Source organism: Azospirillum doebereinerae (genome assembly GCF_003989665.1).
GTDB classification, from domain to species: domain Bacteria; phylum Pseudomonadota; class Alphaproteobacteria; order Azospirillales; family Azospirillaceae; genus Azospirillum; species Azospirillum doebereinerae.
The window spans coordinates 251,856-267,125 of record NZ_RZIJ01000005.1 but is presented as its reverse complement, the minus strand read 5'-3'; the positions used below and the strand labels follow the sequence as shown (position 1 = coordinate 267,125).

General features: G+C 72.2%; 10 protein-coding genes. 6 read left to right on the top strand and 4 right to left on the bottom strand.

Annotation, left to right across the window (positions count from 1 at the left end):
• Window positions 1-4: 4 nt before the first annotated feature.
• The 4 genes from EJ913_RS09280 to EJ913_RS09265 all read right to left on the bottom strand — a co-directional run bounded on the left by EJ913_RS09280 (window position 5) and on the right by EJ913_RS09265 (window position 5,509).
• Window positions 5-1,543 carry an HD domain-containing phosphohydrolase gene (locus EJ913_RS09280; RefSeq protein WP_126997020.1) on the bottom strand — a complete coding sequence of 513 codons (1,539 nt, stop codon included), beginning with the start codon at window positions 1,541-1,543 and terminating at the stop codon, window positions 5-7.
• Window positions 1,544-1,676: 133 nt separating this feature from the next.
• Window positions 1,677-2,303, bottom strand: coding sequence for a LysE family translocator (locus tag EJ913_RS09275; RefSeq protein ID WP_126997018.1), 627 nt, complete (start codon window positions 2,301-2,303; stop codon window positions 1,677-1,679).
• Window positions 2,304-2,396: 93 nt separating this feature from the next.
• Window positions 2,397-4,163, bottom strand: coding sequence for a glycoside hydrolase family 17 protein (locus EJ913_RS09270; RefSeq protein ID WP_126997016.1), 1,767 nt, complete (start codon window positions 4,161-4,163; stop codon window positions 2,397-2,399).
• A gap of 308 nt (window positions 4,164-4,471) precedes the next feature.
• Window positions 4,472-5,509 (bottom strand): NAD(P)/FAD-dependent oxidoreductase, encoded by a 1,038-nt coding sequence (locus EJ913_RS09265; protein ID WP_126997014.1) that lies wholly within the window; start codon window positions 5,507-5,509, stop codon window positions 4,472-4,474.
• Between the two features lie 260 nt (window positions 5,510-5,769).
• Between EJ913_RS09265 and EJ913_RS09260 the strand changes: the two genes are divergently transcribed.
• From EJ913_RS09260 to addA, 6 genes are all read left to right on the top strand, one after another.
• Window positions 5,770-6,168 carry a hypothetical protein gene (locus tag EJ913_RS09260; protein WP_126997012.1) on the top strand — a complete coding sequence of 133 codons (399 nt, stop codon included), beginning with the start codon at window positions 5,770-5,772 and terminating at the stop codon, window positions 6,166-6,168.
• A gap of 115 nt (window positions 6,169-6,283) precedes the next feature.
• The gene (tsaE, locus tag EJ913_RS09255) at window positions 6,284-6,763 is read left to right on the top strand and encodes a tRNA (adenosine(37)-N6)-threonylcarbamoyltransferase complex ATPase subunit type 1 TsaE (protein WP_126997010.1); all 480 of its coding nucleotides are present in this window, start codon (window positions 6,284-6,286) and stop codon (window positions 6,761-6,763) included.
• Window positions 6,763-7,776 carry an aminoglycoside phosphotransferase family protein gene (locus tag EJ913_RS09250; RefSeq protein ID WP_185909723.1) on the top strand — a complete coding sequence of 338 codons (1,014 nt, stop codon included), beginning with the start codon at window positions 6,763-6,765 and terminating at the stop codon, window positions 7,774-7,776. Before tsaE ends, EJ913_RS09250 begins: the two co-directional genes overlap by 1 nt.
• Before the next feature lies 1 nt (window position 7,777).
• Window positions 7,778-8,524 (top strand): nucleotidyltransferase family protein, encoded by a 747-nt coding sequence (locus tag EJ913_RS09245; protein WP_126997006.1) that lies wholly within the window; start codon window positions 7,778-7,780, stop codon window positions 8,522-8,524.
• 167 nt (window positions 8,525-8,691) lie between these two features.
• On the top strand, window positions 8,692-11,664 hold the full coding sequence (addB, locus tag EJ913_RS09240; RefSeq protein ID WP_126997004.1) for a double-strand break repair protein AddB: 2,973 nt from the start codon (window positions 8,692-8,694) through the stop codon (window positions 11,662-11,664).
• A complete protein-coding gene (gene addA / locus EJ913_RS09235; protein WP_126997001.1) occupies window positions 11,661-15,173 on the top strand; it encodes a double-strand break repair helicase AddA in 3,513 nt (1,170 codons plus the stop codon). Before addB ends, addA begins: the two co-directional genes overlap by 4 nt.
• Window positions 15,174-15,270: the final 97 nt, after the last annotated feature.

Genomic DNA, 15,270 nt, shown 5'->3' with positions numbered 1-15,270 from the left:
CCCCTTACGCACCGGCGGTCGCGGCGGGCAGCGGCACCCCGTCGCGCGCCAGCACGGCCAGGAAGGCGTCGACCACGCGCGGGTCGAAATGCTTGCCCGACTCGGCGCGCAGCAGCTCCAGCACCTCCTCCAGTTCCCACGCCTTCTTGTAGGGGCGGCGGTGCAGCAGCGCGTCGAACACGTCGGCCACCGCGACGATGCGCCCGGCCAGCGGGATGGCCTCGCCGGCCAGCGCGTGCGGGTAGCCGCTGCCGTCGAACTTCTCGTGGTGGCTTTCCGCGATCTCGGCGCCCAGCGTCAGGATGTTGCGCCCGCGCTCGCCGTCCGGGCCGCCCGCGTCGCGCAGGATGGCGCCGCCGATGGCGGCGTGCTCGCGCATGTGGCGCATCTCCTCGGCGTCGAGCCGGCCCGGCTTGCGCAGGATGGCGTCGGGAATGGCCACCTTGCCGACGTCGTGCAGCACGCTCGCCAGCCCGATCATGCCGCAGAAACCGTCGTCGAGTTCCCCGGCGAACAGGCCGCGCGCGCGCAGCTCCAGCGCGACGGCGGTCGCCCAGCGGCCCAGCCGCTTCACGTGGTCGCCGGTGACCTCGTCCTTGTACTCGGCCAGCTTGCCCAGCGCGTGGACGGTGGCGACCTGCGCTTGGTTCAGCCGGTCGTAAAGGTGCAGGTTGTCCAGCCCGGTCCCCGCCTTGTCGCAGAACAGCGCGACCAGCCGGCGCTCGTCCTGGGCAAGCGGCGGCTGGCCCAGGACGCAGAGCGCCAGCGGATCCGCGATGCGGGTGCGCAGGGGAACCACGGCGACGCCGACGCCCCAGCGCGGCTGTCCATCCGCCAGCGCGGCGGTCAAAAGAACGGCGCCGCCTCCGGGCAGTTCCGGCCCGTCGCCGACCCCGCACAGCCGGACCGTCCCGCCCGGTGGCAGCAGCCGCGCCGCCTGCTCGGCCAGAGTGGCGAGGAAGCCCTCGCGGCTGCGCTGTTCGTAAAGCCGGTCGGCGGCTTCCATCACCGTCTCCAGCCCCTGCCGGTTGCGCTCGACCGTCGCGATGTGCCGGTAGGAGCGGAGCGCCGCCACTGTCGCGGTGAACAGCTTCTGCGCGGTGAGTTCGCTCTTGGCCTTGTAGTCGTTGATGTCGTAGGCGGCGATGACGTGGCGTTCGGGCGCCTGCCCCGGCTGGCCGGTGCGCAGGATGATGCGGATCAGGTGGTTGTCCAGCTCCTCTCGGATGTGGCGGACCAAGGTCAGACCGGCGTCGTCGGTCTCCATCACCACGTCCAGCAGGATGGCGGCGATGTCGGCGTGCTGGGCCAGCAACGCCCGCGCCTCCTGCCCCGAATACGCCGACAGGAAGGTCAGCCGCCGGTCCTCGAAGGTCACGCTGCCCAAGACCATGCGGGTGATGGCGTGGACCTCGCGGTCGTCGTCGGCGATCAGGATCAGCCAAGGCGGCGTGGGCTGGGGCGCCGGAGCGCTGCCGTCCGGGGATTCGCTGGCGAACAGCAAGGCGTCCCCCTCCCCTTCGATCTCCGCCGGTCCAGCCATCGCGCCCGCTCCCGCCGGTCGCCCGGCACGTCCAATCTGGATGCTTTGCGTGCAAGCGCACGCATTTTCACAATTTTCGGCTTGAAAACCGCGCATTGTCAACGCCGCCGCGTTGCGGCAAAGCCGCCGGGGATCAGGCGGCCTTCTTCCAAGCGGCGGTCAGCAGCCCGGCGCCGATCAGCAGCGAGCCGCCGGTCCGGTTGACCGCGCGCTGCACCGAGGGCGTGCGCACCGCCTTGCGCGCCGCCGAGGCGGCCAGGGCGTAGAGCGTCGCGTTCAGCGTCGCCAGCACCAGGAAGGTTGCCTCCATCGCCACCATCTGCCCGGCCAGCGGACGGGCGGTGTCGAGGAACTGCGGCAGGAAGGCGACGAAGAAGACGATGCTCTTGGGGTTCAGCGCGGTGACCGCGTAGGTGTGCAGCAGCATCCGCAGGGGGCTGACATCGGGCTCGCCGGCCTGCTCGGTCCCGGCCGTGACCGGCGCCCGCCACAGCTTGACGCCGAGATAGACCAGATAGGCGGCGCCGGCCCATTTCAGTCCGGTGAACAGCGCGGCCGAGGTGGACAGCAGCACCCCCAGCCCCAGCATCGACGCGGTCATCGCGGTGAAGTCGCCAAGCGCCACCCCCGCCACCGTCGCCATGGCGGAGCGCCGGCCATGGCCCAGCGCGTAGGAGACGACGATCAGCACCGTCGGGCCGGGAATGGCGAGCATGACGGCGGACGCGGCGGCGAAGGCCAGCCAGAGTTCGAAGGACATGGGACGGACCTCGGCCAAGCGGGGATCGGGTCCGCCCATCAATCCACAGCCGGCAAGCCCGCGCAACGGCCTCGTTGCGCGGGAGGGCTATCCTTACCTGCGCGCGGCCAGCACCCCGGCGGCGAAGGGAACCGCCAGCACCGCTTGGAGCACCGCCCAGCCGATGGCCTCCCAGTTCGGCAGCGTCCAATCGACCTCGTGCAGCGCCTCCAGGAAGGGAAGCTGCCCGTGGATCAGCGACTCCAGCGGAACGAAGCCCTCGGCCAGCAGGGTCAGAACCGCGCCCAGCAGCAGGCCGGCGGCCAGGATCGACTCGACCGGCATGCGGCGGACGGCGCCGCACAGGCAGCGGGCCGGCGCGTCGGCGACCGGCACCGCCGGGCGGAACAGCGCGGCGATCCCGTAGGCGTCGCGCGCCACGGTGCCGAGTGGGCGGCGGGCGGCGCGGACGGCGCCCAGCGCCAGCAGCCCGACGGCGGGGATCAGCAGGTAAGGGTTGGGGAAGTCGCGGTAACGCCCATCGAACACGATCAGCAGCGCCCAGACCAGCGCCATGGCCCCCAGCGCGACCGCCGACCAGCGCCCGGCCGTCTCGATACGCGACAGCGCCGGGCGCGGGTGGTACAGCCCCGCCAGCGGCTCCCGCGCCAGCCCGCCGGTGGACAGCGCGCGGTGCGCGGCCAGCAGCACCGACAGCGCCAGCACAGCGGTCAGCGCCAGCATGACGGCGGCCAGCGCGGTGTCCTGCCAGTAATGTTTCCCGTGAAACGCGGCGTGCACGGCGTGGACGTAGAGGGTGGACAGCGCCTGCGCCAAGAGGATCACCGCCGCCCAGCCCGAGCCCGGCAGGCGCCGCCGGGTCAGCGCCAGCCCGGCCAGCACCACGACGGCCAGCCCGCTGGAGACGGCGAACAGGCGCGGCCAGTCCCGTGTCTCCACCACCGGCCCAGCCAGCGAGAACTTCGCCACCCGGTCGGAGCCGTAGAGCCCCCAATGGCCGCCGACCGTGCCCTCCAGCTTGGCCTTCCAGCCCTGGTCGAAGGCCTCGATCACGTTGTAGTCGAAGCCTTCCTGCTCGGCCATGCGGACGAAGCCGTTGACGAAGGTCGCCTTGTTGACGAGGCCGGGGACGGCGGCGCCACGCGAGCGGCCGGCGGTCGGCCAGCCGGTCTCGCCGACCAGGATCGGCTTGCCGGGGAAACGCTGGGCGATGGTGCGGTAGGAGGAGCGGATGCGCTCGGTCGCCCCGGCGACGCCGGCCGGCACGTCCTCCCAATAGGGCAGCAGGTGGATGGTCAGGTAATCGACGTGATCCGCGATCTGCGGGTATTTCAGCCACCATTCCCAGACGTCGGCGTAGGACACCGGCTGCTTCACCGCCGCCTTCACGCGGTCGATGTAGCCGGTCACCTGCTCGGGCGTCAGCTCGCGGCGCAGCAGCACCTCGTTGCCGACGATGACGCGGGTGATCACGTCCGGGTAGCGGTTGGCGAGATCGATCAGCGAGGCGATCTCCGCCTCGTTCTTCGTGGTCTTCGACGACAGCCAGGCACCCATGGTGACCTGGAGGCCGTGCTTGCGCGCCAGTTCCGGAACCACCTCCAGCCCCTCCAGGGACGTGTAGGTACGGATCCCGGCCACCTGCGGGGCGAGCGCGGCCAGATCCTCCTCGATCTGCGCGACGGAGGGGAAGACCTGGGTCAGCGGGCTCTGCCCGTCGCGGAAGGGGGCGAAGGACACGCTGCGCAGCTTGCCGCCGGGGGGAGGGTCGAGCGGGATCGGCCGGTTGGGCAGGGACCAGACGGCGAGGTTCGCGAGGCCGGCGACACAAAGCGCGGCGAGGATCAGGATCAGACGCATGGGCGGGATGTCTACACCGGAACGCGGGAGGGACCGTGAGCGGCGGCCGCCGTCACGAGGCGAAGACGTTGGGAGGCGTGCTACGAAAATCCAGGCAATTCGGCTTAAACCTCTTCAAGCCTTCTTTCCTTGGCCTTCAAGCCCTCTTCCCCCCGGGGAGAGGGGTGGGTGAGGGGGACGCATCGCGGATCGCCGAGGGAAAACACCGGCTGAACGATCTTATTCCGCCCTTCCGGGCGCAACGCCCCCTCACCGGCCCTGCGGGCCACCCTCTCCCCAGGGGAGAGAGGGTTGTCGCGATGCCACGCTCACGCCGCGCCCGGCACGCCCTTGGAGGTCGAGTACTCGAAGTGCAGCGCCTCGCCCGGATGGACCATCGGGTGGATGGCGTGGGCCGCCTGCGCCGCCTCGGCGAAGCCGCAGAGGATCAGCTTCAGCTTGCCCGGATAGGTCGCGATGTCGCCGATGGCGAAGACGCCCGGCACGTTGGTGCCGCAACCGGGGAGCGAGACGGCGACGTGGCTGCGCTCCAGCCCCAGCCCCCAATCGGCGATCGGCCCCAGATTCATCGACAGCCCGAAGAAGGCCAGCAGGGCGTCGGCCGGCAGTGCCTTCTCCTCGCCGTCCAGCGTGGCGACGCGCACCGCCGACAGTTTGCCGTCCGCGCCGTCGAGGCCGGAGAGCTGGTAAGGGACCACCATCTCCACGCTGCCCTCGCGCACCAGCGCGTCCAGGCGGGCGACGCTCTCGGGCGCGGCGCGGAACTTCGGCCGGCGGTGGACGACGTAGACCTTCTCGGCCAGACCGGCCAGCGAGATCGCCCAGTCCACGGCGGAATCGCCGCCGCCGGCGATGACCACTTTCTTGCCGGCGAAATCCTGGCGGCGGCGGACCATGTAGAAGACCCCGCTGCCCTCGAACTCGTCGAGCCGCTCCAGCGGCGGGCGGTTGGGGCCGAAGGCGCCGGCGCCGGCGGCGACGATCACCGCCTGGGCGTCGATCTTGGTGCCGATGTTGGTCTCGACCAGCCAGCGCCCCTCGTCGGTGCGGGTCAGCTTCTCGACCTGCTGGTTCAGGTGGTAGGTCGGCGCGAAGGGGGCGGCCTGCTCGGCCAGCTTGTCGATCAGGTCGGCCGCCTCGATGGAGGGGTGGGCCGGGATGTCGTAGATCGGCTTTTCCGGGTAGAGCGCCGTGCACTGCCCGCCCACCATGTCCAGCGCGTCGACGACGTGACAGCGCATTTTCAGCATCCCGCATTCGAACACGGCGAACAGCCCGGTGGGGCCGGCGCCGACGATCACGACATCGGTGCGATGGGCATCGCTCGACTGGACGGTGTGCGACATGGAAGCCAATTCCTTGAAACCGGATGCGGGAGGACAACGGTCTTCCATTGTCCGCATTTCGCCGCCGGGTCAACCCCGACGCGGGGAAAGGTCGCGGGAAAGGGCGACCTGAGGAAAGCCCTGATTGCATCATTTAAGGCGAATTTGCTTAAATTTGTCGATTGTGCGTTGCGGCGGGGCCGCGAACAATGCGTTAGGCTGGGACAACCGGCGGGGGCGATTCCGGCCCCGGTCGCGGCGCAATCGCGGTGGAGACCGTCATGAAGGAACTGCGTTGCCTGGTCTTCACCGATCAGGAGGTCATCAAGGCGGTGCTCGACCGCCGCCGCCGCATGCGCGAACCCCTGCCGGTCGGCACGGTGGAGAGCATCACCCACCGCAACGCGGACGGGATCGAGACGGTGCTGAAGGTCGTCGACGACGACGGCGGCGTCCACGACCTGACCCTGCCGGAGGCCGAGGTCGCCGCCGCCATGGTCGCCTATTGCATGGGCCGGCGGATTCCGCTGCCGGTGGCGTCGGACAAGACGCTGAACCTGATCAACGGCGGGCTGACGCTGATGATCACCATGAACTTCAACAAGGCCCCGCGCCTCGTCGGCGCGCTGACCGGCACCGACGGAAAGCCGGGCGCGGGCCGCCGCAAGCTGGGCATCTGACGGCATCGCGTCCAGCGGCACCGGGGCGGCACCGGAGCAACGGTGGCGGACGGCCTGCAAAGGTCTCCGCTTTCCGGCTTGCGGGCGGCGGGCGCGTTCGATCAGTATCCGGCCCATGCCGGACACCCCTTTTTCCCTCTCCCTGCGCCTGCCCGACGAGGCCGCCACCGGGCGGCTGGCCGAACGGCTCGGCGCGTGGCTGCGGCCGGGCGACCTCGTGGCCCTGCGCGGCGATCTCGGCGCCGGCAAGACGGCCCTGTCGCGGGCGCTCATCCGCAGCGTGACCCACCCGGACGCCGAGGTGCCCTCCCCCACCTTCACGCTGGTGCAGGTCTACGACACCGACCTCGGGCCGCTGTGGCATTTCGACCTCTACCGCCTGTCCGTTCCCGACGAGGTGATCGAGCTGGGCTGGGACGACGCGCGGGCGGAAGCCGTGGCCCTGGTGGAATGGCCCGACCGGCTGGGGCCGCTGCTGCCCGCCGACCGGGTCGAGGTGGACCTCGCCCATGACAGCCCGGACTCCCGCCGCGCCACCCTGACCGGTTACGGCACCATGGCGGCCCGCGTGGCCGCCGCCGACTGGACGCTGTGATGACCGGCCGCGACGCCGAAATCCAAGATTTCCTGGCGGCGAACGGGCTGGCCGACGCCGCGCGCGCGCCGTTGGCCGGCGACGCCTCGGCCCGGCGTTACGAGCGGCTGACCAGGGCGGACGGCTCCACCCTGATCCTGGTCGACACCCCCGCCCCCGCCGAGGATCTGCTGCCCTTCATCGCCATTGGCGAGGCGCTTGCCAATCTCGGCCTGTCGGTGCCGGCGGTCCACGCGGCGGACACCGGGCGCGGGCTTGCCATTCAGGAAGATTTCGGAAGCGAAACGTTTTCCCGCCTGCTGGCCGAGGATGCGGATCCGGCGCCGCTCTACACGCTGGCGACCGACGCGCTGATCACGCTGCACCGGTCCTGGCCGGCGGACAAGGCGGCAGCCTTGGGCCTGCCGGTCTATGACGCCGCGCTGTTCGTCGAGCAGGTCATGCTGTTCCCCGAGGTCTACGGACCGGCCGCGCTTGGCATGCCTTTCTCTGAACAGGATCGTTGCGAGTTCGAAACGGCGTGGCGCGCGGTGGTGGAGCCGGCCTGCGCCGGGCCGTCCTCGCTGCTGCTGCGCGACTACCATGTGGACAACCTGATGCGGCTGCCGCGCGACGGCGTGCGCGCGGCCGGGCTGATCGACTTCCAGGGCGCCGGGACGGGGCCGGTGGCCTACGATCTGGTCTCGCTGCTGGAGGACGCCCGCCGCGACGTGGCGCCCGAACTGGCCGAGGCGATGACCGCCCGCTGGCTCGCCGCCTTTCCCGACCGCGACGCCGCCGCCTTCCGCCGCTCGATGGCCGTGCTGGGGGCGGTGCGCCACACGCGGATCGTCGCCATCTTCGTGCGCTTGGCCCTGCGGGGCCGGCGCGGCTACCTTGTCCACCTGCCGCGCGTCTGGCGCCTGCTGGAGGCCCAACTGGCCAAGCCGGAGCTTGCCCCGGTCGCCGCTTGGTTCGCCCGGCATCTGCCGCCGGAAAAACGCGCCGGCTTCGTCGTTCCGGAGACGGCCTGACATGCTCCCACCCGTCCGCATTCCCCGCACCGCGATGGTGCTCGCCGCCGGGCTCGGCCTGCGCATGCGCCCGCTGACGCTCGACCGCCCCAAGCCCCTGATCCCGGTGCTGGGCAAGCCGATGCTCGACCACGCGCTCGACCGGCTGGCCGAGGCCGGGGTGGAGACGGCGGTGGTGAACAACCACTATCTGGGCGGCATGATCGAGGCGCATCTCGCCGGCCGCGCCGCGCCCGTCATCGTCCATTCGCCGGAGTCCGTGATTCTGGAGACTGGCGGCGGGGTGAAAAAGGCGCTGCCGCTGCTGGGCGGGGCGCCGGTCTACACCGTGAACGCCGACATCCTGTGGCTGGACGGCCCGGTCCCGGCCCTGCGCCGGCTGGCCCGGCAGTGGGACCCGGAGACGATGGACGCCCTGCTCCTGCTGATGGCGACGACCAAATCGGTCGGCTACGAGGGGCGCGGCGACTACCACATGGACCCGCTGGGCGGGCTGACCCGCCGGGCCGAGCGGGAGTTGGCCCCCTTCGTCTTCGCCGGGGTGCAGATCGTCAAGCCGGAGTTGTTCGCGGACGCGACGCCGGACGGCGCCTTCTCCACCAACCTGATCTGGGACCGCGCGCAGGAGGCCGGACGCCTGTTCGGCCTCGCCCATGACGGGCTGTGGTTCCACATCGGCACGCCGGACGGGCTGAGGGAGGCCGAGGATCTGCTCGCCATCGGCGGCGTGCGGGCGGTCGCGCATTGAGGCTGAAGCGCGCTTTGCCCCCTCCCTAACCCTCCCCCGCCTTTGGCGGGAGAGGGGACTGCCGACGAACACCGACAAGCCTTCTGCCCCCTCTCCCGCGAAGCGGGGGAGGGATGGGGAGGGGGCCGACACTTCACACCACCACACGCTCACCCCCGGACCCCCGAATGACCCTCCCCCCGCCCAAGGTCTACAGCATCCCCTCCGGCGCGCCCTTCGTGGACACGCTGGCGGCGGGCATCGTGGCGCGGGTGGGGGAGGATCCCCTGGCGCTCGCCGAGGTCACCGTCCTGCTGCCGACCCGCCGCGCCTGCCGCTCGCTGCAACAGGCGTTCCTGCGGCGGTCCGGCGGCCAGCCGATGCTGCTGCCGCGCTTCAGCCCGCTGGGCGAGCTGGACGCCGGCGACCTCAGCCTGACCGAGGACGAGCTGCCCGAGGTGCCGCTCGACCTGCCGGGCGCGATCTCCGCGCTGAACCGGCAGATGACGCTGGCCCGGCTGATCCTGCACGCGGACGGCATGGCCGCCACCACCGCGCAGGCGGTGCGGCTGGGCGCCGACCTCGGCCGTCTGATCGACGCGGTGTGGACCGAGCGCATCGCCTTCGACCGGCTGGATTCGCTGGTCCCCGCCGACTACGCCGAGCATTGGCAGACCACGCTGAAGTTCCTGACCATCGTCACCGAGGTCTGGCCCGCCATCCTCACCTCCACCACCGAGACCGACCCGGCCCACCGCCGCAACCTCGCGCTGGAGACCCAGGCGGCGCTGTGGCGCGCGGTGCCACCCAAGGGGCTGGTGATCGCCGCCGGCTCCACCGGCTCCATCGCGGCGGCGACCGACCTGTTGGGCGTCATCGCCCGGCTGCCGAACGGCGCGGTGGTGCTGCCCGGCCTCGACCAGGACGCCGACGACGTCCTCTGGGACCACATCGAGGTCGACGAGGCCCACCCCCAATACGGCCTCTCCCAACTCATCCGCGCGCTGGCGGTCACCCGCGCCGAGGTCGCCCCCTGGGCCGAGGTTCCGGAGCCGCGCGGCGCCCGCGCCCGGCTGATCGCCGAGTCCCTGCGCCCGGCCGCCACCACCGAGGGCTGGCGCGGGCTGGAGGGACTTGACGCAACCGCGCTCGACGGCCTGACCCGCATCGACGCCGCGACCTCGGAGGAGGAGGCGCAGGCCATCGCCCTGCTGATGCGCCACGCGCTGGAAACCCCCACCCGCACGGCGGCGCTGATCACGCCCGACCGCAACCTCGGCCGCCGGGTCGCCATGGCGCTGGCCCGCTGGGGCATCCTGGTCAACGATTCCGGCGGCCAGCCGCTCGCCCACACCGCCGTCGGCACCTATCTGCGGATGACGGCGGAGCTGGCGGCGACCCGCGTCCACCCGCTGGCGCTGCTGGCGCTGGCCAAGCACCCGATGGCGGCGGGCGGGCGCGACTCGGCGGATTTCCGCGCCGCCGCCCGCGCGCTGGAGCGCGTCGTCCTGCGCGGCCCCCGCCCGGCGGAAGGCTTCGCCGGCGTGATGAGCGCGCTGAATTCGGCCAAGCGCTTCGACCACGAGGACCAGCAGGCGATCCTGCGCGACTGGCTCGACGATTTGTCGCGCCGCGCCGCGCCCTTCCTGCGGGTGATGGAGGGGGAGGCGCCGCTGGCCGAGCTGCTGCGCGCCCACATCGACTTCGCCGAGTCGCTGGCCGCCGACCACGACACCGAAGGACCCAAGCGCCTGTGGCGCCAGGACGACGGCGAGGAGGCCGCGCGCTTCGTCCACGACCTGCTCGACGCCGCCGAGGACTTCCCCAGCATCCCGGCGACCGAATACCCCGCCCTGCTCGACGCGCTGATGAGCGCGCGGGCGGTGCGCCCGCGCTTTGGTTTGCACCCGCGCCTGTTCATCCTGGGTCCGATGGAGGCGCGGCTCCAGCACCTCGACCTGACCATCCTGGGCGGCCTGAACGAAGGCACATGGCCGCCCAACCCCTCGGCCGACCCGTGGATGTCGCGGCCGATGCGCCGCGACTTCGGCCTGCCCAGCCCGGAACGGCTGGTCGGCATGTCGGCCCACGACTTCGCCCACGCCTGCGGCGCGCCCGAGGTGGTGCTGACCCGGGCCGCCCGCGTGGAGGGCACGCCGACCGTGCCGTCACGCTGGCTGCTGCGGCTGGAGACCGTGCTGAAGGCCCTCAACCTCGACGGCCGCATCGAGGAGCGCGGCGCCTGCTGGCTCGCCTGGGCGCAACGCTTGGACGAGCCCGACCAGGTGCGCCCGGTGCTGGCGCCCGAGCCGCGCCCGCCGCTGGCCGCCCGGCCGCGCAAGCTGTCGGTGACGGCGGTCGAGACCTGGATGCGCGATCCCTACGCGATCTACGCCCGCTACGTGCTGGGCCTGGGCAAGCTCGATCCCATCGCCGCCGATCCGGGCGCCTCGGACCGTGGCCAGATCATCCACGCGACGCTCGACGCCTTCGTCCGGGAATTCCCCGACGCCCTACCGCCCGACGCCCTGCCCCGCCTGCTGGAGCTCGGCCGCGCCGCCTTCGGCCCGCTGCTGCGCACGCACCCCGACGTCTGGGCCTTCTGGTGGCCGCGCTTCGAGCGGGTCGCCGAATGGTTCGTCACGCTGGAGCGCGGGCGCCGCCCCCGCCTGCGCCCGCTGGCGACCGAGGTGACCGGCACGCTGACGCTCTACGGTCCCGGCGGCCCCTTCACCCTGACTGCCAAGGCCGACCGCATCGACAAGGGGCCGGAGGGGCTGGTGGTGATCGACTACAAGACCGGCACCCCGCCCTCGACCCGCGAGATCGAACTGGGCTTCGCCCCCCAATTGCCCTTGGAGGCCGCCATCGCCGAGGCCGGCGGCTTCAACGGCATCGACCAGGGGGCCGTCGCCGAACTCGCCTTCTGGCGTCTGGCCGGCGGCGACCCGGCCGGCGAGGAGAAGCCGGTCAAGGGCGACCCCGCCACCCTCGCCGCCGAGGCGCGTGCCGGGCTGGAGGCGCTGATCCGCCAGTTCGACGACCCGGCCACCCCCTACCGGTCCTGCCCGCGCCCGGCGATGGCGCCCCGCTACACCGATTATGCCCATCTGGCCCGCATCCAGGAATGGTCGGCCGGCGGCGGAGAGGGCGAATCATGAGCCTGAGCATCGAAAACCCCGTGCGCGGCCTCGATCCCAACGTCGCCCAACGCCGGGCGTCGGACCCCGCCGCCTCGGTCTGGGTGGGGGCGTCGGCCGGATCGGGGAAGACCAAGGTCCTGACCGACCGCGTGCTGCGCCAGATGCTGGCCGGCACCCCGCCCGCCCGCATCCTCTGCCTGACCTTCACCAAGGCGGCGGCGGCGGAGATGGCGATCCGCGTCAACAACACGCTGGGCCTCTGGGCCACCCTGCCCGATGCCGAGCTGGAGGACCGCCTCGCCGACCTCTGCGGCGAGCGCCCCTCGCCGGAGACCCGCACCAACGCGCGGCGCCTGTTCGCGCAGGTGGTGGATTGCCCCGGCGGCATGAAGATCCAGACGATCCACGCCTTCTGCCAGTCGCTGCTGCGCCGCTTCCCGCTGGAGGCCCAACTCGCCCCGCATTTCGAGGTGATGGACGAGCGCACCGCCGCCGCCCTGCTGACCGAATCGCGCGATCAGGTGCTGCACGCCGGCCGCATGGCCCCGGACAGCCGGCTCGGCCGCGCCATGAACCGGCTGACCGCCGACCTGAACGCCGAGGAGTTCGCCGACCTGCTGGCCGAGCTGGCGTCCGAGCGCGGCCGCGTCCAGCGCCTGTTCGAGGAGTTCCACGGCTTGGATGGCGTCGTGGCGATGGTCCACCGCCGCCTCGACGTCGCCCCCGGCACGACCGAGGCGTCGATCCTCACCGACGCCTGCCACGACGATTTCCTCGACGCGCCGACCCTGCGCGAAGCCTGCCGGGCGCTGTCGGGCGGCAGCGCCGCCGACCAGGAGCGCGGCATCGGCATCCAGAACTGGCTCGACGCCGCCGACAGCCGGGTCAAGGCGTTCCAGGCTTACCAGCGGCTCTACCTGACCGCCGAGGGCACGCCGCGCAAGACGCTGATCACCAAGAAACCGGCCACCGCCTACCCCGCCGCCCTGCTCGGCCTGCAACGCGAGGCCGAACGGCTGGTCGAGATCGCCGCCCGCGTGAAGGCCGCCGGGGTCGCCGCCTCCACCGCCGCCCTGCTGACGTTGGCGCAGGCGATGCTGGAGACCTACCGCGCCCGCAAGGCGGCGCGCGCGCTGCTCGACTACGACGATCTGATCCTGAGCGCCATGGCGCTGCTGCGCGGCAAGAACGGCGTGCCGGCGGTGCCCTGGGTGCTGTTCAAGCTCGACGGCGGCCTCGACCACATCCTGATCGACGAGGCGCAGGACACCAACCCCGACCAGTGGGCGATCGTCGCCGCCATCGCCGGGGAGTTCTTCAGCGAACTGACCGCCAGCGCCGGAGACGGCACGACCCGCACCGTCTTCGCCGTGGGCGACGAGAAGCAGTCGATCTTCAGCTTCCAGCGCGCCGACCCCGCCGAGTTCGCCAAGATGCGCCGCCACTTCCAGGAGCGCGCCGAGGCGGCGGAGCGGGTCTGGGCGGCGGTGGACCTCGACATCTCCTTCCGCTCGACCGCCGCCGTGCTGGAGGCGGTAGACGCCGTCTTCGCCAGCGAGGCCGCCCGCGACGGCGTCGCGTCGGACCGCATCCGCCACCGCGCCTTCCGGCGCGGCCACGCCGGGCTGGTCGAGCTGTGGCCGCCGGTCAAGCCGGCCGAGGCGATGGAGACCCCCGCCTGGGCGCCGCCGGTGGCGCGCGAGGCCGCCGACTCGCCGTCGGCCCGGCTCGCCGCCGTCATCGCCGGCACGGTCGGCGGCTGGCTGGAGCGGGGCGAGACGCTGGAGGCCAAGGGCCGCCCGGTGCGCCCCGGCGACGTGATGGTGCTGGTCCGCCGCCGCACCGCCTTCGTCACCGAGTTGGTGCGCGCGCTGAAGGACCGCGGCGTGCCGGTGGCCGGCGTCGACCGCATGGTGCTGACCGAGCAGCTCTCGGTCATGGACCTGATGGCGCTGGCCGATTTCCTGCTGCTGCCCGACGACGACCTGACGCTGGCCACCGTGCTGAAGGGGCCGCTGATCGGCCTGACCGAGGAGGAGCTGTTCAAGCTGGCCCACAAGCGGCGCGGCACGCTGTGGCGCTCGCTGGTCGCGCAGGCGGAGACGGAGCCGTCGGTCCGCCCGGCGCGGCGCTATCTGGGCGACCTGCTGGCCCGCACCGACTTCTCCGCCCCCTACGAGCTGTTCGCCGGGCTGCTCAACCGTCCCTGCCCCGCCGACACCCGGTCGGGCCGCCGCGCCATCCTGAAGCGGCTCGGCCCCGACGCGCAGGATCCGCTCGACGAGTTCCTGGCGGTCTGCCTGGCCTTCGAGAAGACCGAGCCGCCCTCGCTCCAGAACTTCCTCGCCTGGCTGGCGGCCAGCGAGGCGGAGATCAAGCGCGAGCTGGAACAGGGCGGCGGCACCGTGCGGATCATGACGGTGCACGGCTCCAAGGGGTTGCAGGCGCCCATCGTCTTCCTGCCCGACACGCTGGGCAGCCCGACCCAGAGCCCGCCGATCCTGTGGCCCGACGACGACTGCCCCGTGCCGCTCTTCGCCGCCCGCCGCGCCCAGGAGGACACGCTGAGCGCCCAGGCGCGCGAGCGGGCCAACCGGCGGCGCGACCAGGAGTACCGCCGGCTGCTTTACGTCGCCCTGACCCGCGCCGAGGACCGGCTCTACGTCTGCGGCTACCAGGGCAAGCGCGAGCCGGCCGAGGGCTGCTGGTACCGCTTGGTCGAGGAGGCCCTGCGCGAGAACGGTGTTCCCCAGGAGTTCGACTTCACCCACCACGGGCCGGAGGGCTGGGCCGGATCCGGCTGGCGCCTGACCAGCCCGCAGACCGCCGTCCCGCCCCGCCACGTTGCGGAGGAGGATCTGGCGGCCGACCACGGCGCGCCGCCTTGGCTGACCGCGCCGGCCCCGGTCGAGCCGGAGCCCTCGCGCCCGCTCACGCCATCGCGCCCGGATGGGGAGGAGCCGGCGGTCCGTTCACCGCTGGGCGAGGACGACGGGCAGCGCTTCAAGCGCGGGCTGCTGGTCCATCGGCTGTTGCAGACCCTGCCCGAGCTGGATCCGGCGGCGCGGGAGGCCGCCTGCCGCCGCTTCCTCGCTCGCCCGGCGCACAAGCTCGACGAGGCCCAGCAGGACGCCATCGCGACCGAGACCTTGGCGGTGTTGAGCCATGCGGAGTTCGCGCATCTGTTCGGCGCGGGATCGCGGGCGGAGGTGCCGCTGGTCGGCGTCGTCGGCGGCCGCGCGCTGTCCGGGCGCATCGACCGGCTGACCGTGGTGGGGGACACGGTGTGGATCGTCGACTACAAGACGAACCGGCCGCCGCCCCGGATTTTGGACGATGTTCCATCGGTTTACCGGCGCCAGATGGCCGCCTACCGGGCGGCGCTGACCGCCGTCTACCCCGGCAGGGAGGTGCGCTGCGTGCTGCTGTGGACCGACGGTCCCTTCGTCATGGAGCTGCCGGCGGAACTTCTCGACGCGGCCGGCGTTTCGGCAGGAACGGGCGGCGGGACGCCTGCGGGCGGGTAACCCGAAAGATGGGGCGACTTGACCGGCACGACGGGTCCGCCCTACATTTTGCTCAATTCCACTGTCGGAGCCGTGTTCGCCGTCCCGCTCTTGCGGC

Coding starts and splice junctions, on each gene's coding strand:
- EJ913_RS09280 (WP_126997020.1), bottom strand. CDS start 1,543: ATGGCTGGACCGGCGGAGATCGAAGGGGAGGGGGACGCCTTGCTGTTC.
- EJ913_RS09275 (WP_126997018.1), bottom strand. CDS start 2,303: ATGTCCTTCGAACTCTGGCTGGCCTTCGCCGCCGCGTCCGCCGTCATG.
- EJ913_RS09270 (WP_126997016.1), bottom strand. CDS start 4,163: ATGCGTCTGATCCTGATCCTCGCCGCGCTTTGTGTCGCCGGCCTCGCG.
- EJ913_RS09265 (WP_126997014.1), bottom strand. CDS start 5,509: ATGTCGCACACCGTCCAGTCGAGCGATGCCCATCGCACCGATGTCGTG.
- EJ913_RS09260 (WP_126997012.1), top strand. CDS start 5,770: ATGAAGGAACTGCGTTGCCTGGTCTTCACCGATCAGGAGGTCATCAAG.
- tsaE (WP_126997010.1), top strand. CDS start 6,284: ATGCCGGACACCCCTTTTTCCCTCTCCCTGCGCCTGCCCGACGAGGCC.
- EJ913_RS09250 (WP_185909723.1), top strand. CDS start 6,763: ATGACCGGCCGCGACGCCGAAATCCAAGATTTCCTGGCGGCGAACGGG.
- EJ913_RS09245 (WP_126997006.1), top strand. CDS start 7,778: ATGCTCCCACCCGTCCGCATTCCCCGCACCGCGATGGTGCTCGCCGCC.
- addB (WP_126997004.1), top strand. CDS start 8,692: ATGACCCTCCCCCCGCCCAAGGTCTACAGCATCCCCTCCGGCGCGCCC.
- addA (WP_126997001.1), top strand. CDS start 11,661: ATGAGCCTGAGCATCGAAAACCCCGTGCGCGGCCTCGATCCCAACGTC.